General features: G+C 60.3%; 11 protein-coding genes. 6 read left to right on the forward strand and 5 right to left on the reverse strand.

What is annotated here, in order from left to right; genetic code table 11:
- The first annotated feature begins 371 nt into the window (after positions 1 to 371).
- The 3 genes from HMPREF2980_RS02365 (at position 372) to HMPREF2980_RS02375 (ending at position 12968) form a co-directional block, all read left to right on the forward strand.
- Positions 372 to 4319 (forward strand): S8 family serine peptidase, encoded by a 3948-nt coding sequence (locus HMPREF2980_RS02365; RefSeq protein WP_371440386.1) that lies wholly within the window; start codon positions 372 to 374, stop codon positions 4317 to 4319.
- A 262-nt stretch (positions 4320 to 4581) separates the two neighbouring features.
- On the forward strand, positions 4582 to 8568 hold the full coding sequence (locus HMPREF2980_RS02370) for a S8 family serine peptidase (RefSeq protein WP_070689990.1): 3987 nt from the start codon (positions 4582 to 4584) through the stop codon (positions 8566 to 8568).
- 359 nt (positions 8569 to 8927) lie between these two features.
- Entirely contained in the window at positions 8928 to 12968 is a 4041-nt protein-coding gene (locus tag HMPREF2980_RS02375) for a S8 family serine peptidase (protein WP_070689992.1), read from the forward strand.
- 96 nt (positions 12969 to 13064) lie between these two features.
- Here the strand turns inward: HMPREF2980_RS02375 and HMPREF2980_RS02380 are convergent, their stop codons facing one another.
- Entirely contained in the window at positions 13065 to 13367 is a 303-nt protein-coding gene (locus HMPREF2980_RS02380) for a recombinase (protein ID WP_070690013.1), read from the reverse strand.
- Between the two features lie 288 nt (positions 13368 to 13655).
- Between HMPREF2980_RS02380 and nadE the strand changes: the two genes are divergently transcribed.
- Positions 13656 to 14489, forward strand: coding sequence for an ammonia-dependent NAD(+) synthetase (gene nadE, locus HMPREF2980_RS02385; protein ID WP_049333870.1), 834 nt, complete (start codon positions 13656 to 13658; stop codon positions 14487 to 14489).
- 89 nt (positions 14490 to 14578) lie between these two features.
- On the opposite strand, the gene HMPREF2980_RS02390 is transcribed toward nadE, so the two are convergent.
- Together HMPREF2980_RS02390 and HMPREF2980_RS02395 are read right to left on the reverse strand one after the other, a co-directional pair.
- Positions 14579 to 16099, reverse strand: coding sequence for an MATE family efflux transporter (locus tag HMPREF2980_RS02390; protein ID WP_070689994.1), 1521 nt, complete (start codon positions 16097 to 16099; stop codon positions 14579 to 14581).
- 196 nt (positions 16100 to 16295) lie between these two features.
- Positions 16296 to 17936, reverse strand: coding sequence for a Na+/H+ antiporter (locus HMPREF2980_RS02395; RefSeq protein WP_049341158.1), 1641 nt, complete (start codon positions 17934 to 17936; stop codon positions 16296 to 16298).
- 435 nt (positions 17937 to 18371) lie between these two features.
- Between HMPREF2980_RS02395 and pdxS the strand changes: the two genes are divergently transcribed.
- Positions 18372 to 19277, forward strand: a complete 906-nt coding sequence (gene pdxS, locus HMPREF2980_RS02400) for a pyridoxal 5'-phosphate synthase lyase subunit PdxS (protein WP_005507298.1) — start codon at positions 18372 to 18374, stop codon at positions 19275 to 19277.
- A 115-nt stretch (positions 19278 to 19392) separates the two neighbouring features.
- Positions 19393 to 20031, forward strand: a complete 639-nt coding sequence (pdxT, locus tag HMPREF2980_RS02405; RefSeq protein ID WP_070689997.1) for a pyridoxal 5'-phosphate synthase glutaminase subunit PdxT — start codon at positions 19393 to 19395, stop codon at positions 20029 to 20031.
- A gap of 108 nt (positions 20032 to 20139) precedes the next feature.
- Here the strand turns inward: pdxT and HMPREF2980_RS02410 are convergent, their stop codons facing one another.
- Both HMPREF2980_RS02410 and HMPREF2980_RS09495 read right to left on the reverse strand, forming a co-directional pair.
- Positions 20140 to 20805, reverse strand: a complete 666-nt coding sequence (locus HMPREF2980_RS02410; protein WP_070688034.1) for a hypothetical protein — start codon at positions 20803 to 20805, stop codon at positions 20140 to 20142.
- A 327-nt stretch (positions 20806 to 21132) separates the two neighbouring features.
- Complete coding sequence (locus HMPREF2980_RS09495) at positions 21133 to 21702, reverse strand: hypothetical protein (protein WP_049361897.1); 570 nt, start codon at positions 21700 to 21702, stop codon at positions 21133 to 21135.
- Positions 21703 to 21899 lie beyond the last annotated feature (197 nt).

Consider the following 21899-nt stretch of genomic DNA (forward strand, 5'->3'; position numbering starts at 1 on the left):
TGACCATGGTTCGACCCTCCCTATCCCATCATTTTTGATAGATGTTCAATAGATGGTTTTACAGTAACAATCGAACCTGAAAAGAACCTGAACCCGAATGCAAATGAAAAACATGCAAAAGAAAAGGGTCGAACATGTCCACAATTTGATGCATTTAGGAGTAATAAACGCTTCACAAGCCATTTTGAGGTGTATCCTAGTTCACATCTAGTGTGTTCAAGTTCAGCTGGAACCCACCAGAACAACACCACAAGCCTCCCAGAAACACCCCGGGAGCCAAGCAAAGGAGCACCGTGACACACACCGCCTCCCCAAACCCCCGCGGCCGGTCGCATCGACGCCGAATCGGCAGCGGGCTACTCACCCTCAGCATGGCGCTGAGCCCCCTCGCAGCCCTGGGCACCACCGCCCACGCCGCGGAAGACCCCGACGCCGTCAAGCAGGTACTCAGCGAAAGCATGAAGAACGCCAGCGGCACCGTCACCGCCTTCGTCCGCTTCAAGGGTAAGGGCGCCTTTGAACAGACCCAGCCCGCAGGCGTACGCGCCGGCGTGCAGGCACCCGTCAATACCAGCTCACAGGTGCAGGCAATCGCCTCCCAGGTGCAGAGCCAGGCACAGCAGGTCAGCAGCCAGTCCGGCGCGCAGGTCCTCTACACCACCCACAACGCAGTACGCGGCGTGGCAGTGCGCGGTGACGCAGATTCCATCAAGGCACTCGCCAACCGCCCCGACGTAGAGAAGATCTCGCCCATCCTGCCCAAGTACCGCCAGAACGCGGGCGCCGCCATTGACGCAGGCTCCCTCGCCACCTGGACCGGCACCACCAACCCCGCCGGCGCGGGCGGATACACCGGCAAGGGCGTGAAGATCGCCGTCATCGACTCCGGCATCGACTACACCCACACCGACTTCGGCGGTAGCGGCAAGCTCGAAGACTACGAGAAGGCATCCAAACTCACCGAGCTGCCCTCCGCAGACTCCGGGCTCATCAACCGCACCAAGGTTGCTGGCGGCTACGACCTCGTTGGTGACGCCTACGACGGCAGCAACACCGCTGTTCCCGACGGCAACCCGCTCGACTGCACCACCGGCGGCCACGGCACCCACGTGGCGGGCACCGCGGCAGGCTACGGCGTGAACGCCGATGGCACCACCTTCACCGGCGACTACAGCAAGCTCACCGCAGAGCAGCTCAAGACCATGAAGATTGGCCCCGGCGTCGCCCCCGACGCTGAAATCTACGCCTTCCGCGTCTTCGGCTGCAGCGGTAGCACCAACGTCGTTATCGAGGCGCTCGACCGCACTCTTGACCCCAACGGTGACGGCGACTTCTCCGACCGCGTGAACGTGGTCAACATGTCCCTCGGCGGCGAATTCTCCCCGCAGGACGACCCCGAAGCCTACGCCGTTGACGCGCTCACCCGCGCCGGCGTGCTCTCCGTGATCTCCGCGGGTAACGCCAACGACTACAGCCTGCGCGGCGACACCTACTCCAACTCCGGTCACCCCGCCACCGCAGCCAGCGCAATCACCGTAGCGAACGCCTACGGCTCCACCCGCGCCGTCGATGCGGCAGAGCTGACCGACCCCGCCACCGGCACCACCCGCAAGGTACGCGGCGACTACAGCGTCTCCTACCCCTGGGCACAGGCGGGCACCAAGGAATTCACCGGTGAACTCACCGCAATCTCCGAGAACAACCGCTACGCCTGCAACGCCCTCAGCGCCGACGAAGCGGTAGCTGTAAAGGGCAAGTGGGTGCTCATCGACTGGGCTAAAGATGACGGTGAACTCGCCTGCGGCTCCAAGGTGCGCTTCGACAACCTGGAGGCGGCAGGCGCCAAGGGCGTACTGCTTGCAGGCCATGACGAAGAGCCCGGCCTGGGTATTGCCGGTAACGACACCCTGCCCGGTTTCCGCCTGGCAGCATCCGCCGCTAAGGACCTGCGTGCACAGATCACCGCAGCAGAAGCGGCAGGTAAGCCCCTGACCGTGCGCCTCGGCAACGAGCTGAAGTCCTCCCTGCGCGTGGACACCGACAAGCTGGATCAGCTGAACCCCATGAGTGCCCGCGGCTTCCACGGCAGCTACGGCTACACCAAGCCCGACATTGCGGCACCCGGCTCGTACATCACCTCCGCGGCGGTGGCAACCGGTAACAACTCCGTGACCTTCAGCGGCACCTCTATGGCGGCACCCTACGTGACCGGCTCCGCCGCCCTGGTCATGCAGAGCCACCCGACCTACACCCCCGCACAGGTCAAGTCCGCCCTCATGAACACCGCGACCCACGATGTGCGCACTGAATCCGGTGCCGCATACGCGGTGGACCGTGTGGGCGCCGGACGAGTCGATACCCTCGCTGCCGTGCAGTCGAAGTCCCTCGTCTACAACACTGACAAGAGCGGTACCGTGTCTCTGAGCTTCGGCGTGCTCGAGTACGCACCGGATGCTGGCGTTCAGACCCTCACCCGCGAGGTGACGGTCGAGAACACCGACTCCGTGGCGCACACCTACGCCCTGTCCTACGCTGAAAGCACTAATATTCCCGGCGTGGAATACTCCTTCCCCTCCGCGGTCACCCTCGCACCCGGTGAAACTAAGAAGTTCGAAGTCACCGTGCGCATCGACCCGTCCAAGCTGGAGAAGACCCGCGACGCAGCAATGGACACCACCCAGAACGCAACTGATTACTACACCGGCAACGAAACCGTTCCCGAACAGTACCGTCAGTACATTGCCAGCGCATCCGGCCGACTCGTCCTCACCGAAGACGGCACCAAGGCACTGCGCCTGCCCGTTCACGTGGCACCCAAGCCCGTGAGCACCATGCACGCTGCCGAAGACACCGTCACCTTCACCCAGAAGCCCTCCAGCGATGAGGCTCAGAAGGCAGACACCGGCTGGACCAAGTCCCAGATCTCGCTGCGCGGCACCGAGGTCAACCAGGGCGGCTACCGCTCCCTGCTCGGCGCGTTCGAGTACGGTGCGAGCGTGGACCGTGTGGCTCCCACCTCCCTGTCGCTGAACAGCAACGTTAAGGCGAACCTGCAGTACGTCGGTGCTTCCTCGGATGCGCCCGCGCTGAAGGCAGCCGGCGGCAACGCTGATGACGGCACCCTGCGCTTCGGTATCTCCACCTGGGCGAGCTGGGATGTTGTCTCCTACGAGAACACCTTCACCGTAGAAATCGATACTGACGGCAACAACCGCGCCGACTACAAGCTGGTCACCGACCGCGCTAAGGGCCTGGACTACCCGCTGGTTCGCCTCTACGGCTACAAGAACGGCAACCTCGTCGAGCTCGGCTACTACCCGCTCAATGGCGCCTGGGGTGACGTGGACACCAACATGATGGACACCAACACCCTCATCATGAGTGCGCCCCTCAAGGACCTGGGCCTGACCAGCGCAAACAACCCGGACATCCAGTACCGAGTCAGCGCAACCACCCAGTACGAGTGGGGTAACGTCAGCGAAACCGGCTGGATCAAGTACCGCCCCTTCAGCCCCAAGCTGTGGTTCAGCGGCGATTCCTCCGCCGTGGCTGGCCTCCACCCGGATGCCCCCACCACCACCCTGACGGCGCACCGCTCCGCTGACGCAATCCCCGCGCTCGGCGAATCCGGTACCCCCGCCAAGGCGCTGCTGCTACACCTGCACAACGGCACCGGCGACCTCTCCGGCACCAACGGCGCCAAGGGCAACCGCGCCGAGGTGCTGAACATCAAGGAGCAGCAGACCGAGTACATCACTCCGTCCCGCTTTAGCGATGTGAAGAACGGCGACCAGTTCTACACCGAGATTTCTTGGTTGGCTCAGCGCGGCATCACCACCGGCTACCCGGACGGCACCTACCGCCCGCTGGAGTCCGTGGAACGTGGCGCAATGGCGGCGTTCTTCTACCGCATGCAGGGTTCCCCGCAGTTCACTGCCCCCTCCACCCCGAGCTTCAAGGACGTGCCCACCACGCACCCCTTCTACAAGGAGATTGAGTGGATGAAGGCTCAGGGCATCACCACCGGCTACTCGGACGGCACGTTCCGCCCCTCCGCACCGGTGAACCGTGACGCCATGGCTGCGTTCTTCTACCGTGCAGCGGGTTCCCCGCACGTGGATCTGCCCGCGACCAGCCACTTCAGCGATGTTTCCACCGATAACCAGTTCTACCGTGAAATCACGTGGCTGGCTTCGAAGGGCATCAGCACCGGCTGGCCGGACGGCACCTACCGCCCGGTGACCCCCATTGCCCGCGACGCAATGGCGGCATTCATCTACCGCTACACCGAGAAGGTTGCTAACCAGGCCGGCCGCTAGACGGTAGCTAACCGGTAGCAAACGGTTCGGATCCCCTCCCACCTCCTGCCCCCTCCTACCCCTACATGGAGGTGGGAGGGGCACCCGGAACCGGCAGGATCCGGGGCCTGAAAATCCCGGAACCTCTCAAGTTTTGGTGGCGGTTTCACCGGCGGATGCACTCACTCGTCGTCTGCCGGTGGGGCCGCCTCCGCGTATCACCGATACACAACCACAGAGCACACAGCATTACCGAAAAATAGAAAATCCGAAGGAGGATTCCATGACAACGCCTCATGCGCCACGCCGCAGAATGAAGGCTGTCGGTGCGACCGGTTTGAGTGCGGCTCTTGCCCTTACTCTCGGCGTTCCCGCCACTTTCTCTGCAGCTCACGCTCAGAGCCCCCAGCAGGTCGAAGGAAGCACTGCGAGCGCATCCGGTAACGCGGCCTCGCGTATCAGCCCGGGTCTGCAGAAGGCTGAAGGCCAAATCACCGTGTATGTGCAGTTCAAGGGCAAGGGCGCGTATGAGCAGACCCAGTCCGCGGCTGTTCTGGCACGTAAGGAGGCGCCGGCGAACCGTCAGGCGCAGGTGCAGGCTATTGCAGCTCAGGTGCAGTCGCAGGCTCAGTCTGTGGCGGCTGCTTCTGGCGCGAAGCTGATGTACACCACGCATAATGCGATGCGTGGTGCGGCGATTACTGGTGATGCTGCGCAGATTCGTGCGTTGGCGGAGCGCCCGGATGTGGAGCGTATTTCGCCGATTATCGCGAAGGAGCGTATGAACTCCGGTAGCGAGATTGATACGAAGACTCTTGCCACGTGGACTCGTGAGAATACGGGGTACACGGGTAAGGGCGTGAAGATTGCGGTTGTTGACTCTGGTGTTGACTATACGCACGCTGATTTTGGTGGCCCCGGTACGGTGGATTCGTACCTGAAGGCTAAGGCGATGACGGAGCTTCCGTCCGCTGATTCGGGTCTGATTGATCGTAATAAGTTCATTGGCGGCATTGATTTGGTCGGTGATGACTACAATGCGTCGGTGGCTGAGAAGTCGACTCCGCAGCCGGATAATAACCCGCTGGATTGCCGCCCGGATGGTTTCGGTTCTGGCGGTCACGGCACGCACGTGGCGGGTACTGCCGCCGGTTATGGTGTGACGGCGAACGGTACGACTTACCGTGGCGATTACAAGAACCTGACGGAGGAGCAGCTGAAGGGCATGTCCATTGGCCCCGGTACTGCTCCTGATGCTCAGATTTTGGCGATTCGTGTGTTCGGCTGCTACGGCAATTCGAGTGTTGTGATGAAGGCGCTTGATACCGTGATGGACCCGAATGGTGACGGTGATTTCTCTGACCGCGCCGATATTGTGAACCTGTCGCTCGGTGGCGAGTTCGCCCCGGCTGACGATCCTGAGTCGTACATGATTAATACGATGGCGCGCCAGGGTGTGTTCACTGTGGCTGCTGCCGGTAACGCCAATAACTACAACGGTGTGGGTGACACCTACTCCGATTCGGGTAGCCCGGCGAATGCGGCTGCGGCGCTGTCGGTGGCGAACGCCTACGGCTCCACTCAGCCGATTGACCGTGTCCGCGCGACCACAAAGACTGGTTTGGAGTGGTTGCAGGGTGATTATTCGGTGAACTTCGATTATTCGAAGGCATCCGCTGATCAGCTGCGCGGCGAGGTTGTTGCCGCACCGAAGCGTAACCGTTACGCTTGCGAGGCTTTCACCGCTGAAGAGGCGAAGGCTTTGAAGGGTAAGTGGGTTTACTTCGAGTGGGATCAGGACGATTTGACGTTCCCGTGCGGTTCGAAGGTGCGTTTCGATAACGTTCAGGCTGCCGGCGGTGTTGGCGTGGTGATGGCCGGTAAGGCTGAGCGCTACACGATCGGCATTGGTGGTAATGCGACCATTCCGGGTCTGCGTCTGACTGCTTCTTCGACGAAGGACCTGGAGAAGGCTCTGGCTGCCGGTCCGGTGACCGTTGAGATGAACCTGGACTACAAGGCTTCGGGCCGCGGTCCTCACTCGCACGCTTTTGATTTGAATTCCTCGAGTGCTCGCGGTCAGCACGGTTCTGACGGCTTCATTAAGCCTGACCTTGCGGCACCGGGTACTGAGATTGTGTCTGCCGCTGTGGGTATGGGTAATAAGGGTGTTTCCTTCACCGGTACCTCCATGGCGACCCCGCATGTTGCCGGTGTTGCCGCTCTGGTGATGCAGGCGCATCAGGATTACAACCCGCAGATGATTAAGGCTGCGCTGATGAACGGCGCGTCCACCCCGATCAAGAATGAGCAGGGTGCGCAGTACGCGGTGGATCGTGTGGGTACGGGCATGGTGAATGCTCGCGCCGCCGTGGACGCGAAGGTTATCGCATACGATGCGAAGACCCCCGAGCGTGTTTCGACCGCGTTTGGTGTGCTGGAGTATACCCCCGATTCGGGTATTCAGACTGTTCAGCGTGAAATCGTGCTGGACAACACCGATTCGCAGGCTCACACCTACACTCTGAGCTACGAGGCAAGCACGACCATCCCGGGTGTGGAGTACTCCTACCCGCAGCAGGTGAGCGTGGGTGCCGGTGAGCGTAAGAACGTGACCGTGACCGTGCGTATTGACCCGTCCAAGCTGGAGAAGACCATGGACCCGGCAATGAGCGCCGACCAGGTCGCTCAGGACTGGACGAACGGTAAGACTCTGGCTGCCGGTAAGCGCCAGTACATTGCGAGCGCTTCTGGTCGCCTGATTTTCTCTGAGAATGGTCGCGAGGCGATCCGCCAGTCGATTCACGTGGCACCGAAGCCCGTCTCGAAGATGCGTGTTGATGCCTCCCGTATTGATTACAAGGGCATTGCCGATAAGGAGTCCACGGTGACTCTGCGCGGTACGACCCTGAACCAGGGTGGTTACCGTTCGCTGCTGGGTGCATTTGAGCTGGGTGCGGTCAGTGACCGTATTCCGTCCGGTCAGTTGAAGCTGCCGTCGAACCAGGCTGTTGACCTGCAGTATGTGGGTGCCGCCTCGGACGCTCCGGCTTTGAAGGCTGCCGGTAAGAACCCGAACGATGGTTCTCTGTTCTTCGGCATTTCGACCTGGGGCACCTGGGACACTATGCACTGGGGCCGTCAGGTACAGGTTCAGATTGATACGAACAACGACTCCGCCGCAGATTACGTTCTGGAGGTGACCCGCGAGAAGGGTCTGGACTACCCGCTGGTGAAGGTCTGGTCCATCTCCGGTAACGCATCCACCGTGGTGGCTCGCTACCCGCTGAACAACGCCTGGGGCGACACCGACACCAACATCATGGACACCAACACCATGATTCTGGGTGTGCCGCTGAAGGACCTGGGTCTGACCGCTGAGAAGGCTCAGAGCATCAAGTACACGGTGCAGACTGACACCTGGCACAACGAGGGTAACTCCTACGTGGACACCACCTCGGCTATCGAGTACTCCCCCTTCAACCCCGGTGTTTGGTTCACCGGTGAGGAGTCGGGCGTGCCCGGCCTGTTCGTGGACCGTGACGGCGGTCAGCTGACCGTTCACCGCAAGAACAACAACAAGGAGCGTCAGGCTCTGTTCCTGCACATGCACAACGCGACCGGTGACCTGAGCGGCCGTAAGACCGCTAACGGTGTTGCCGCTGGCGACCGTGCGCAGGTCGTGAAGGTGGCTCGTACCATCCACGATGCGCGCTTCACCGACGTTCCGGCGGATAACCAGTTCTACCGTGAAATCACGTGGATTGCTGCCCGTCAGATTGACCGTGGCTACCAGGACGGCACCTTCCGCCCGCTGAACAACATGGACCGCGCAACCATGGCTGCGTACTTCTACCGTATGAGCGGCTCGCCGCAGTACACCGCACCGTCCACCCCGAGCTTCTCGGATGTTCCGCTCAACCACCCCTACTACAAGGAGATTGAGTGGATGAAGGCTCAGGGCATCACGACCGGCTGGCCCGATGGCACCTACCGCCCGGAGGGTTCGGTGAACCGTGACGCGATGGCTGCGTTCTTCTACCGTTACGCAGGTTCGCCCGAGTACACTGCCCCCGCGCAGGCTCGTTTCACGGACGTTCCGACCGACAAGCAGTTCTACCGCGAGATCTCGTGGCTGGCTGAGCAGGGCGTGACCACCGGCTGGCCCGATGGTTCGTTCCGCCCCGTGGAGCCGGTGCACCGCGACGCTATGGCGGCGTTCGTGTACCGCTACAGCACGGGTGTGCTGAAGGAAAGCCCTGAAATCTAGGGTTCCGGAATCTAAGAACCTATAGGTTCTACCGAGGGAGCCGTACCGTTGCAGTTTATCTGCGGCGGTGCGGCTCCCTTTTTCTGTGGTTGGGTGCTTTGTTATTTACGCGTAATGTTCCGTAATACGAGTTTGACTAGGTTATATAAAGAATCGTTGAGACAATAAGTGAAGGTTTCTTCACCATCGGCATGAACCTTGACGTTTACGCCGCACAGACGCACTGGAGGCGCACTGGAAACACAGTGCAGACGCACCGTAGCACTCTCGGTGCAGAACCCTTGCCGTACAGCTCTCCGAGTAGAACTCTCGGTGCAGAAACCGCTAAGAAACGCACCATCACTAAAAAGGAGCATTCAGTGGCAACCTTCCCTGAAGCTACCCCCGCGCGAGCCGCCCGGCACACACAGCCGGGCCGCCTCAAGCAGCTGGCACGCAGCTGCGGCGCACTCACCCTGGGGCTCACCCTCGGGCTGACCGCCCTGCCGTTCGGTACCGCTGCCTACGCGGCACCGGGCGTAGTACGCGGCGCAGACCGGGACGCACCCCACCAGAACACCGGCACCGGCGAGAACAACAACGAAGTTCTCTCCCCCAGCCTGGACGGCGCCACCGGCGAACGCGCCGTGTTCGTCCGATTCAAGGGTCAAGGTGCGTACGCCCAGACCCAGCCGGACGCGGTCCGCTCCCGCGCGCAGGCACCCGTCAACGCGCAAGCACAGGTGCAGGCAATCCGCGCCAGCGTGCAGCAGCAGGGCGCCTCCGCGGCGAAGGAATCCGGCGCGCAGGTCCTGTACACCACCCACAACACGATGCGCGGCGTGGCGCTCTACGGTAACGTCGAGCAGATTCGTGCGCTCGCGAACCGCGACGATGTGGAACGCATCAGCATCATTGAGGACATGGCACCGCAGAACAGCGGCACCCTCATTGATACGGACACGCTCTCCGTGTGGGCGAAGAGCCCGGCGAACCCCGCCTCCACCGGCTACACCGGCAAGGGCGTGAAGATTGTCGTGCTCGATACCGGTATCGACTACACGCACGCCGATTTGGGTGGCCCCGGCACGCAGGAAGCCTTCGATAAGGCGAAGGCTTCCGACACGATTCCCGAGGGCACCTACGATCCGAAGAAGTTCCTTGGCGGCTACGACCTGGTCGGTGACGATTACAACTCCGGTAAGAAGGAAACCTCCACTCCCCACCCGGATAACAACCCGCTCGACTGCGGCGGCCACGGTAGCCACGTGGCGGGCACCGCGGCAGGTTACGGTGTGAACGCGGACGGCAGCACCTTCCACGGCGACTACTCCAAGCTCACCGAAGAGCAGCTCAAGGACATGAAGATCGGCCCCGGCTCCGCGCCGGACGCCCAGCTGATTGGCCTGCGCATTTTCGGTTGTAAGGGCACCACCGCGTTCGTCCCCAAGGGCCTGGACCGTGTGCTCGACCCCAACGACGACGGCGACTTCTCCGACCGCGCCGACATCGCGAACCTGTCGCTCGGCAACGAGTTCGGCGTGTTCGATGAGACCGTGAACTACGCGGTCGGTTCCCTCTACCGCGAGGGCATCCTCTCCGTGGTCGCGGCGGGTAACGCCAACAACTACAACGCCGTGGGCGACACCTACTCCAACTCGGGCGGCCCCGGCACCAGCGCCTACGGCCTGACCGTGGCGAACTCCATCGGCTCGACCCAGCTGGTAGACCGCGTGAAGATTCTCGCCCCCGCGAACGAGGCGGACACCTACGGTGACTACTCGGTGAGCTTCGACTACTCGAAGGCGACCGAGGAGCAGCTGCGCGGTACCGTGGTGCGTGCCGCCTCCCGCAACCGCTACGCCTGCGAAGCATTCACCGAAGAGGAAGCCGCAGCGCTGAAGGGCAAGTGGGCTCTCATCGACTGGGCGGACGCTGACGGCACCGCACCCTGCGGTTCGAAGGTACGCTTCGACAACCTGCAGGCGGCTGGCGCAACCGGCGTGGTGCTCACCTCGAACACTGAGGTTGGTGATACCGCTATCGGCGGTAACTCCTCCATTCCGGGCGTGCGCCTGGCAAAGAGCCAGGTGGAGCGCCTTTCCGCGCAGATTGATTCGGGTGAGATGACCCTGCAGCTCGGCGAGAACCTGCGCGACTCGATCCGCGTGCCCAACGGCAAGCTGGATCAGGCGAACACCTCCACCGCGCGCGGCATGCACGGTTCGCACGGCATCACCAAGCCGGACGTTGCGGCACCGGGCACGAACATTTCCTCTATCGAGGTTGGTAGCGGCACCGGTTCGAGCGTGAAGACCGGTACGTCCATGTCCACGCCGTTTGTTGCCGGTGTTGCGGCGCTGATCATGCAGGCGCACCCGGAGTACGGTCCGCGCATGCTTAAGACCGTCATCATGAACACCGCCGACCACCACATGCAGGACGCCTGGGGCAACCCCTACGCGGTGGACCGTGTGGGTACCGGCCGCATCAACACGCGTGCGGCGGTGGCCGACCGCGTCATGCTGTTCAACGCCGCCCGCCCCGAGCAGGTTTCGGATACCTTCGGCGTGGTTGAGTACACCCCGAACGCCGGCGTGCAGACCCTGCAGCACCGCGTGAGCGTTGAGAACACCGATTCGGTGGCGCACACCTACGCCGTATCTTACGACGGCAGCACGAGCATCCCGGGTGTGGAGTTCTCCTACCCGCAGTCGGTGTCTGTGGGTGCCGGCCAGACCGCCACGTTCACCGTGACGGTGCGCATCGACCCGTCGAAGCTTGAGAAGACCATCGACCCCTCGATGTACCCGACCCAGGATTCGCTGAACTACTCGACCGGCATGGTGACCATTTCGGGTGCCCGCCAGTACATTGCGAGCGCTTCGGGCCGCCTGATCCTGACCGATGCTGATTCCTCGGCCGCGGTGAAGACCCTGCGTATGCCCCTGCACGTGGCCCCGAAGCCGGTGAGCGCGCTGCGCGTGGCCGGTGCGGATATCCACTTCGATTCGAACGGCGCCGGTGCGCTGGAGCAGCGCCTGTCCGTTGAGGGCACCGCCGTGAACCAGGGCGGTTACCGCTCCCTGCTGGGTGCGTTTGAGCTGGGTGCTTCGAGCCCGCGCATCCCGACCGCGAAGCTGGGTGTGGGTTCGGATTCCCGCATGGACCTGCAGTACGTGGGTGCCACCTCGAACGTGGCGGCGTTGAAGGCTGCCGGCGAGGACACCTCGCAGGCGCAGCTGTCCTTCGGTATTTCGACCTGGGGTAACTGGTCGGAGGTGACCCCGCGCGGCACCTACTACGTCTTCATCGACACCGATAAGGACGGCACGACCGATTACCGCCTGCAGACGGTGCGCGAGAAGGGCCTGGACTACCCGCTCGTGAAGGTTTCGCAGCGCGGCCTGGACGGCAAGTGGCACGCAATCGCCAACGCCCTGTACCCGCTGAACGGCACCTGGGGCGATACCGATACGAACATCATGGATTCGAACACCCTGGTGATGAGTGTTCCGCTGAGCGTTCTGGGCCTGGACCCCGAGGCTGAGTCAACCGAGATTTCGTACTCGGTGACCACCGCGAGCGCGTTCTCCGCTACGACCGTGGTGGATACGACCGAGTCGGTGTCGTTCAACTACGCCACCCCGGCGCTGTGGTTCAGCGGCGATTCGGCGGGCGTTCCGAACCTGTTCGTGGACGCACCGGGCACGAACCTGGTGGCGCACCGCAGCGGTGAGGCAAAGGGCTCTGCCCTGTTCCTGCACATGCACAACGCGACCGGCGACCTGTCGGGCGTGAACGGTGCGGCCGGTGAGCGTGCGCAGGTTCTGCGCGTGTCGTCGTCTTCCGAGGCTCCCGCCGAGAGTGCGCATTTCAAGGATGTTCCGGCGGATTACCCGTTCGTGAACGACATTAACTGGCTGGCTCAGCGTCGCATTACGACCGGCTACCCGGATGGTACGTTCCGCCCGAACGGTTCGGTGGAGCGCGGCGCGATGGCGGCGTTCTTCTACCGCATGGCGGGTTCGCCGCAGTTCACCGCGCCGAGCACCCCGAGCTTCAAGGATGTGCCGCGCTACCACCCGTTCTACAAGGAGATTGAGTGGATGCGCGCCCGCGGCATTACGACCGGCTGGTCTGACGGTACGTTCCGCCCGAATGATGCGGTGAACCGTGACGCGATGGCGGCGTTCTTCTACCGTTACGCGGGTTCGCCGGCATATTCGGCTCCTGCGGTGTCGCCGTTTAGCGACGTGTCGACCGGCAGCCAGTTCTACCGCGAGATTGCGTGGTTGGCCGATCAGCGGATTACGACGGGTTGGCCGGATGGTTCGTTCCGTCCGGTTCAGCCGATTGAGCGTGGCGCGATGGCGGCGTTCTTGCACCGCTACAACGTGCGTGTGCTGAATAACCGCTAGTCGGAGCGTTATATTTGAGCGCTAAATACCCCCGGTGGATGCCGTACGCATCTGCCGGGGGTATTTGCTTGCCTCACTCTGCCCGAGGCGAGCTAGTTAGCGCTGGCGAGCTTCTTTACGGTTGAGCTTCTCAATGGCGGCTTCCACCTTTAACTTGCGGTGATTGAGCTTCCAGAGGCTAAAAGACTGCGTCAAGGTACTCTTGCCTATCTCCACGAGGGAAGGCAGCCCCTGCCGGATGAGTGCCTCATTGATTTCTTCCTGGGTGGCGCCCTGCTCCTTCATCTGCTCGACGAGGATGTTCGCCTCCGCTATTTTCCCGGAGGTGAGCGGGTGGTTTTCGAGGCTGGTTTCGATGTCTACGAGCTCGTCGTAGAGTTCAGTTTTTGTTTTTGCCATGGTGCTGTCTTCACCGTCCTTGGTTGACGTGTTCTGTGGCGTAGCGGGTGTGGGGGCGTTTTCCCTCATCACCGGCTGTTTTGAACGGTATTTGAACCGTATGTTCATACTAACAGCCGCGTAGCTTGTCGCACAGGGTTTTTACCGGTGAGTATGCTGTGTATTTTCAGGGCTGAAACGATACTGAACCCGCCGCGTACGCCGCATTGAACACACCGTGTGGAACACTACCTCGCCTCCCTCGGCGGTTCACCGCGCTGGCTATAAGGTGGAGCGTACACTTAAGTCATGCGTGAATTACAGGCACAAATCATCCGTGAAATGGGCGTCAAGCCCAACATGACCGAAGAGCAGGCACGCGAAGAAGTGGAGCGCCGCATCCAGTTCATCTGCGACTACCTGGAAGCCACCGGAAGCCGCGGCCTGGTACTGGGCATCAGCGGCGGTATCGACTCCACCCTGGCGGGTCGCCTCTGCCAGCTGGCGGTGGACCGCCTCAACGAGCGTGGCCGCACCACCGAGTTCGTGGCGGTGCGCCTGCCCTACCGTGTGCAGCACGACGAAGAGGACGCGCAGGAGGCGCTGCGTTTCATCCAGCCCACCCGCTCCCTGACCTTCAACATTGCGGAGGCTGTCGACGGTTTCGACAGCGCCTACGTTGCCGCGACCGGCGAGCAGATCAGCGACTTCAACAAGGGTAATGTGAAGGCGCGCGCCCGCATGATCGCCCAGTACGCGGTTGCTGGCGGTCCCGGCTACCTGGTGGTTGGTACCGACCATGCGGCGGAGTCCATTACGGGTTTCTTCACGAAGTTCGGTGACGGCGGCGCGGACCTGCTGCCGCTGTACGGCCTGAATAAGCGCCAGAACCAGCTGCTGCTGCGTGTTTTGGGTGCGTCTGAGCGTCTGTGGGCTAAGCCGCCGACGGCTGACCTGCTGGACGGCGTGCCCGGCCGTACCGATGAGGATGAGCTGGGTCTGACTTACCCGCAGATTGATGACTACCTGGAGGGTAAGGAAATCGACGAGGCGGCAGCTGCGAAGCTGGAGCAGATTTACCTGCGTAGCCGCCATAAGCGCACTACTCCGGTGACGATTTTTGATTCCTGGTGGAAGAACTAGCGCCTCAACCGGCGTAAGAACTAACGTAAAAGCCCCAAACTCCCTTGGTGGGAGTTCGGGGCTTTTACTATGCTTTTGCAGACCGAGGACTATGCCTTCTGTTCGGGCTGTGCGCCAGAAACCTGAGCATCCTGAACGTCCGAGTCCTCAGAACCTTCAGTCTTAACCTCAGCTTCAGCGGGCGGTACCTTCGCGCCACCCGTGGCGAGGAACAGCACCAGGCCCAGCGCGCAGGCGAGCACCTGGGTGAAGGGGAACGCCCAGGTCAGGCCCTTAAATCCGAACCACATGTTGCCGAAGTACACGGCGGGGAAGAACAGCAGCGCAATACCGATGGTCATCAGCATCGCCGGGCCGCCCTTACCGGCCGCCTGGAACCAAGACACAAACACGATGCTGACCGCGTTGAACACGGCGGCGAGCATCAGCGCAACCATAATCTCCTCGCCAGTGTCGATGAGGCTTGCATCGCCAACCACGGCGAGCAGTTCACGGCGGAAGATCAGCACCGGAATGGTGATGATTGCGGAGGTCGCCACGGACAGGATCGTTGCGGTGCGCAGCGCCTCCTTCACGCGGGCGCCGTTGCGGGCACCGTACGCGTAGGCGTACAGCGGGATACCGCCCATGCACAGGCCCATGCAGAGCATTTCGGGCACCATGTTCAGGCGCATTGCCAGGCCGAACGCCGCGACGGTGTCGTCACCGTAGGAGGCGGCGAGGTTGTTCAGCAGCAGGGCGGCGAAGATCAGGTTGAGGCTCTGAATGAGCTCGGCGGCACCGACCGCGACCACGGGCTTGATAATGGCGGGGTCGAGGGAGAAGTCGCGGATGTTTGCGGAGAAGTTCTCGCTCTGACGCATCAGGAACAGCAGGTAGTACAGCATGGATGCGCCGTTCGCCAGCAGCATCGCCCAACCGGCACCGGCGACGCCCATGCCCATGATGGCGATGAACAGCACGTCGAAGATGCAGGTGACGACGGTGCCAACGATGATGCCGTACATGGACTGCTTGGCGTAGCCTTCGGATCGGACGAGCTGTTCGAGGGTGAACATGCCGATAGCGAGGGGCGCGCCGAGGAACATGAGGTGCACGTAGATGCGGGTCGGTTCGTAGGAGCCGCCGGATGCACCCATGATGCTGGTGATCGGGTCGGCGAGGATGAAGCCGATAGCCGCCGCGACGATACCGGCACCGAGCGCCGAGTAGAGGGCGAAGGAGGTGACGCGGTGAATTTCGTGGGCGGGCTGGCCTTCACCGAGCTTGCGGGAGGCGAGGGTTGAGGAGCCCAGGCCGAACAGGCCTGCGATCGCCATGATGACGCCGAAGACGGGCACGCCGTAGCTGGTGGCGGCGAGGTCTTCGGTGCCGCCGTAGTGGCCGACGAAGTAGGAGTTCACCACGTTGTAGATGCTGGTGATGGCGAGGCCGAGCGCCATGGGCACGCCGAGGGAGAGGAGCGCCTTGAGGATGGGGGCGTCTTTGAGCAGGTAGATGTTCTGCGGGTCTTCGCTTGCGCCGTGCGGGCGGTGTCCTGCGGCGGGGGCGCTATTTTTGGGTGCTGCGCTATTTTTGGGCGCGTTGTTTTCAGTCTGGTGGGACGTCATAGGTTCCTGTGGTTCTAGTCTGTGTTGTGTCCGGTGCGCGGTAAGAAGCGTGGTCCGCACAAAAAACGGGCTAGTGTATTGTACCGTTTCCACGTAGTGGTTGGGCTAGGGGTTTAGACAAAAAAGTAACGAGGCGCCCCTCCCCGTTTAGGGGTGGGGCGCCTCGCCTCATACGTATCGCATGTAGGAGTGTGAGCTATTCGAGTTCAACCGGACCAAGCACGCGAACCTCCTCAATATCCAGGATTTCCTGAATCGCGTGGAGCACATTCGTGTCGATTATGCGCTCATTACGCAGGCGCTTGAGCACGCTGCGTTGCTTCTCCAAATGCCGCAGGCGCAGCTCTTTCTCAAGGTCGCCCGCTTCAATAATGCGGCGGGCTTCTTCCGGCGCATTCGCACCGTCTTTACGAACGGCGTGCAGGTTGCGGTGTATACTCGCGTTGTACATCTGTTCGTCGGCAATGCGGTCGATAATCCACTGTGGTGCACCAATTTCCTGGCCGATCTCAGCCACAGAGTCGAAGGACTCGGCAATGATCGTGCGGATTGCTTCATTAATCTCATCTTCTTCGGTGGTATCAACCGGAATTTTCGCCCACCTAATAACGAGCGGCAGGAGCATCCCCTGAACCACCATCGACAGCAGAACCACGCCCGCAACAACAAAGATAATAAAGTCACGCGCGGGAACATCAGTCGGCACGGAGAGAGCCACCGCGAGGGAAACACCGCCGCGCAGTCCCGCAAAGGTACTCACTACACGGCCACGGAAAGTTGTGCGCAGCTGCTTCTGCTTTTCTGAACGGTCAAGGGCACGAATAATACCGATCGAGACGTGCAGGAAAATAAAACGCGCCGCAATGGAAACAAGCCATGCCACCACAATCACGGCGAACGTCAAAGCCCACGCATAGTTGTATTCACGAAGAACATCATCCACAGGCGCTGTGGCGCTGGGCAGCTGAACACCCACGAGCACGAAGAGCGCACCGTTCATGACATAGGAGACAAACGACCAGATGGGCAGACCGTAGAAACGGTTTTGGGGTTTGATGGTATCCGGTCCGCGATAGGTCAGGTAGAAAGCGGCGACCACCACAGCCACCACTCCGGAACCTTTCATGCCCTCAAAAGGCTCGATCTCTTCAGCCAGGAAGAAAGCAATAAACGGCACGGTAAACATGAACACGCTGAAGTTCATGGGGTTGCCGATGTGCGCACGCAGCTTATCTACACCCCATCCGACGGCCAGGCCAACGAGAGTTCCAATCAGGAACGAGAAGAAGAACATTCCGGATGCAGTCCCCAGGGTAAGTTCATGACCACCCGCAAGCTGCAGGGCGAGTGCGAAAAGAACTAGGGTGGTGCCGTCGTTAATGAGTGCTTCCGCTTTAAGGGTGGTGATGGAAGATTTGGGGAGTTTGCCGTTGAGCGTTGCCACGGCCACAGCATCGGTGGGGGCGAGCGCCACACCGATAATCAGCGCCACAGGCCAGATGAAGACGCCCATAAATGTGTGAAGCACCCAGGCGATAACGAACGCCGTGAAAATTACGAGCACCGTGCCCGAGAGCAGAATGCCGCGCAGACGAGCGCGCGCCTCACGCCAGGAGGTGTTTCGGGTCTCCCAGAAGAGCATGATGGGCAGGAAGATTTCGAGAATCACGTGCGGTGGCAGCCCGACCTCGCGCACCTCGTGCATGGCGTGAACGGGGATGAGCGCCAGCACAAGCCCCAGGAAAATGAGCAGAATGGCGGGGGTTATCCGTATTTTATGGGCGAGGATATTACCCAGAAGAATTGCCAGCGATAGGGCAATGATGACTTCAAGCAATTTGGTGTGTTCCTTTTGGATGTGGCGGCTGGTTCATGGTGTGCGTCTGATAGACGGCTGATGTCCGCGAGTGTGCGGGTGCCAGGGTGCCCAAAATGTTTTGCTCGTTCCCTGGGCCGTGAGGCTTCCGCGTGGGGACGAGTGCGGGCGTAGCTTCTGTATTTTACCGTTGTTCAGTGCGGGTGGGTGGATGTTTACCCTGAGCAAAACCTTGCCTTATGGCCGCTCGGGATGTGAGTTTATGGGAGGCGACCTGCGTGCATCCGGCGGGTCTGCTCAGCCGGGCCTGCTCAGCCCATGAACCGCCCTACTCTAACCGCTTTTCATGACGTTTTGTGTCGTTCTGACGTGAACTTGGGGTCGTACTGTGTCAGAGAACAGAAAATCCGCCCCTGTGAGTGCGCGCGAACACTCAGAACGTGAGAAGATAAGGTCATGACTGATAACAACACCGTAACCGGCAGCCCGCTTGTTAAGCGCGGCCTGGCCGACATGCTCAAGGGCGGCGTCATCATGGACGTCGTCACCCCCGAACAGGCTAAGATCGCTGAAGATGCTGGCGCTGTTGCCGTCATGGCTCTCGAGCGCGTTCCCGCGGATATTCGTGCGCAGGGCGGCGTGGCTCGTATGTCTGACCCGGACATGATTGAGGGCATCATTGATGCTGTTTCGATTCCGGTCATGGCGAAGGCACGCATCGGCCACTTCGTTGAGGCTCAGATTCTGGAGACCCTGAAGGTCGACTACATTGACGAGTCTGAGGTTCTTTCTCCCGCTGACTACGTGAACCACATTGATAAGCACCAGTTCAAGGTGCCTTTCGTGTGCGGTGCTACCAACCTGGGTGAGGCTCTGCGCCGTATCACCGAGGGTGCCGCTATGATCCGTTCGAAGGGCGAGGCTGGCACCGGTGACGTCTCTGAGGCGACTAAGCACATCCGCACCATTAAGCGTCAGATTGCTGAGCTGCAGGGCCTGTACAACACCATGCCCGACGAGCTGTACGTGAAGGCTAAGGAACTGGCTGCACCGTACGAGCTGGTTCGTGAGGTTGCTCAGACCGGTAAGCTGCCCGTGGTGATGTTCACCGCTGGTGGCGTGGCTACCCCCGCTGACGCTGCAATGATGATGCAGCTGGGTGCTGACGGCGTGTTCGTTGGTTCCGGTATTTTCAAGTCGGGCGACCCGGTTGCTCGTGCGAAGGCTATTGTGAAGGCTACTGCTTTCTACAATGACCCGGAGAAGGTTGCTGAGGCTTCTCGCGGCCTGGGTGAGGCTATGGTCGGCATTAACGTTGCTGACATTCCGGCACCGCACCGCCTGGCGGAGCGCGGCTGGTAATTCGTGCGCGCACCCCGCATTCGGGGTGAGTGTTTGATGAGGGGGTGGGGTTCGCTGAGGCGGGTCCCACCCTCCTTGTGTTTGTTGTGTTTGTTGTTTTGTGAAGGGAGCGGTGATGGTTGAGAAGGTTCAGCCTACCGGTGTTTTGCCGGGTGAGGGTTTGACGGTTGGTGTTTTGGCGTTGCAGGGCGGCGTGAGTGAGCACGCGGAGATGCTGGAGTCCTTGGGCGCGCAGGTGCGTTGGGTGCGTACCGGTGAGCAGCTTGAAGGGCTGGATGCGCTGGTTCTGCCGGGTGGTGAGTCGTCGACGATTGACCGCCTGACCCGTATTTTTGGTGTGCGTGAGCCGCTGATTGAGGCGATTTCTTCGGGCATGCCGACTCTGGGTACGTGTGCTGGCCTGATTATGCTGTCGAAGCGTATTGATGATCCGGCGCCGGGTCAGCAGTCGCTGGGTGTTTTGGATGTTTCGGTGGGTCGTAACGCGTTTGGTTCGCAGGTTGATTCTGCGGAGGTGCGCCTGCCGTGGCTGACCCCTGCCGGTGATGAGGTGGTTATTGATACGGCGTTTATTCGTGCGCCGATTGTGACTGGCACTGGTGAGGGTGTGCAGGTGACGGCTCGTCATGAGGGGAAGATTGTGGGTGTGCGTTCGGGCAACCTGATTGGTATTTCTTTCCACCCGGAGGTTACGGGCGATACGACGGTGCATGAGGAGCTGCTGGCTCTGGCACGCGAGGTGAAGGGCAAGTAGCCCCTCCCCAAAAATAAGCCCAGTAATGACCGTTTAAAGAGTTGTGGCGATGACCGTTGTTCGGTCACCGCCACAACTGTTTTTGCGCGGGTTTATGCGTGAGTGGACTTATGGGCGGGAGCTGCTGGGGGTTTGGGGCTGGGCCTTCCACTGCTGGTAGGCGCTTGTGGCGAGGAATCGTGCACGGTTGCCGTCGCTGAGCGTCTTGATGTCTGCGGGGGCTGCCTCGTACCACTTTTCGTAGAGACGAATAATCATCTCGGGGTAGGCGGCTTCTTCCAGGTCTGCGCGGTGGGGAATGAATTCGTTGCGGTTCTTGATGTCTCGGTACTCGCTACCGGCGAAGGGGTCGGAGAGTCCGACGCTGGGGTGGGCGTTATAGGCATCGATGTTTTGAACGTATTCGGGGAAGGTGCTCCGCCCTGCTTTGAGTGCGGCGTGGCACTTGCTGTCGATTTCACTGGGCTCAATGATGTGGGCGCCGTCTGCGAGGATGTTCCGGTACTGGATGTACGCGGGGTACTGTTCATCGGTGCGCGGGACGGGCTTGGCGGCTTCTGCTGAGGCGGTAGCTTCGGCGGAGTATGAGGAGCAGCTGACGGTGGGCGTGGTGCTTGCCGTTGCTGAGGTGCTCGCCGTGGAGGGTGAGGAGGTGCTGCTTGCCGCGGTGTTTGCACCACCGCAGGCGGCAAGGAACAGGGGCAGGATTGAGAGAGCGGCACCGTATCGCAGTGCGTTATAGCGGGGGTTGGGGGTCCTGGATTTCAGGGCCATAATGTCACCTCATTGTGGGCTGGAACATATCGATTTGACCCTCACTATACGGGCGGTTTTGATACATGGTCAAGAGAAAAATATGTTTATTTTTTAAAATCCAACACCTCGGAGGAAAATCGACAAACAAGTTTATTCAGCGCCTTGACTTGCGTAAATACGGAAGCCACCGGGCTCTTGAAGTAAACATGTCACTAAAACACCAGCGTCAGGTATTGCTATTTGCCCGATAATCAGCAGAAGCCAACATGCCCGGAGGAGCACGGTTAGGGTGCCGATGGTGCAACCTCCAGCTCCGTCAAAGCCTGCAACCTCAACAGCCCAACGCTACTGCAGGAGGAAATAGATAAGTCCCCTAACGTATTCCCAGAGCAGTACCAAGATGACGCACTGCACAACAAATGCGGCTATAGCTGCGAGGGTTGGTATCCAGTAGCTACGCTTAGAACATGCAATAAAAACTGCTATAAAAATAACGCATGAGATAATATCGGGACCCCAGAGAATGAATGCCTGTAGATCATATGGCCACAATATTCCATGCATATATTCTGTAGGGACTTTACATGAACTTAAGATATTGCCTTTTAAAATTTCATAAGTCCCATACATTTTAAAAACTAAATATAGCGATGCGATCCAAAAAATTCCTATACGAAGCTTTACACCCAGCCACATACTAAAAGTCTGCCATAAGCTAGCTGATACAACTCCCACCACAAAGAAGGGTATATAGTCGAAATATGCACTTTGCCACCTATCACATGGCGATACAAATCTATAGAAATCTGCATACAGGGCAGTTGGGAAAATATAGAAAAATTGCAATACAATGAGAAATAAGATATACAAAATTATTTTCTCATTTACGGCGAACATCTTATAAGTAGAATTCATGATGCCATTTCCTTTCAGTAGCATAAAAAGCTAGTAGCGGAACACCGAACGCATAGCCTCAATGTTGTTTTTCGTATCCATTAAGCCTCAAAGCCAATACTGGGATAGGTAGGCGACCCGCAAAGCCTCCGCACTCTTACCCCATCTACCACATATTTAAGCAGGTCAGAACTTTAAGACTACTGGGTTGCACATCT

The organism is Rothia sp. HMSC076D04, from assembly GCF_001814645.1.
Lineage (GTDB): Bacteria > Actinomycetota > Actinomycetes > Actinomycetales > Micrococcaceae > Rothia > Rothia mucilaginosa.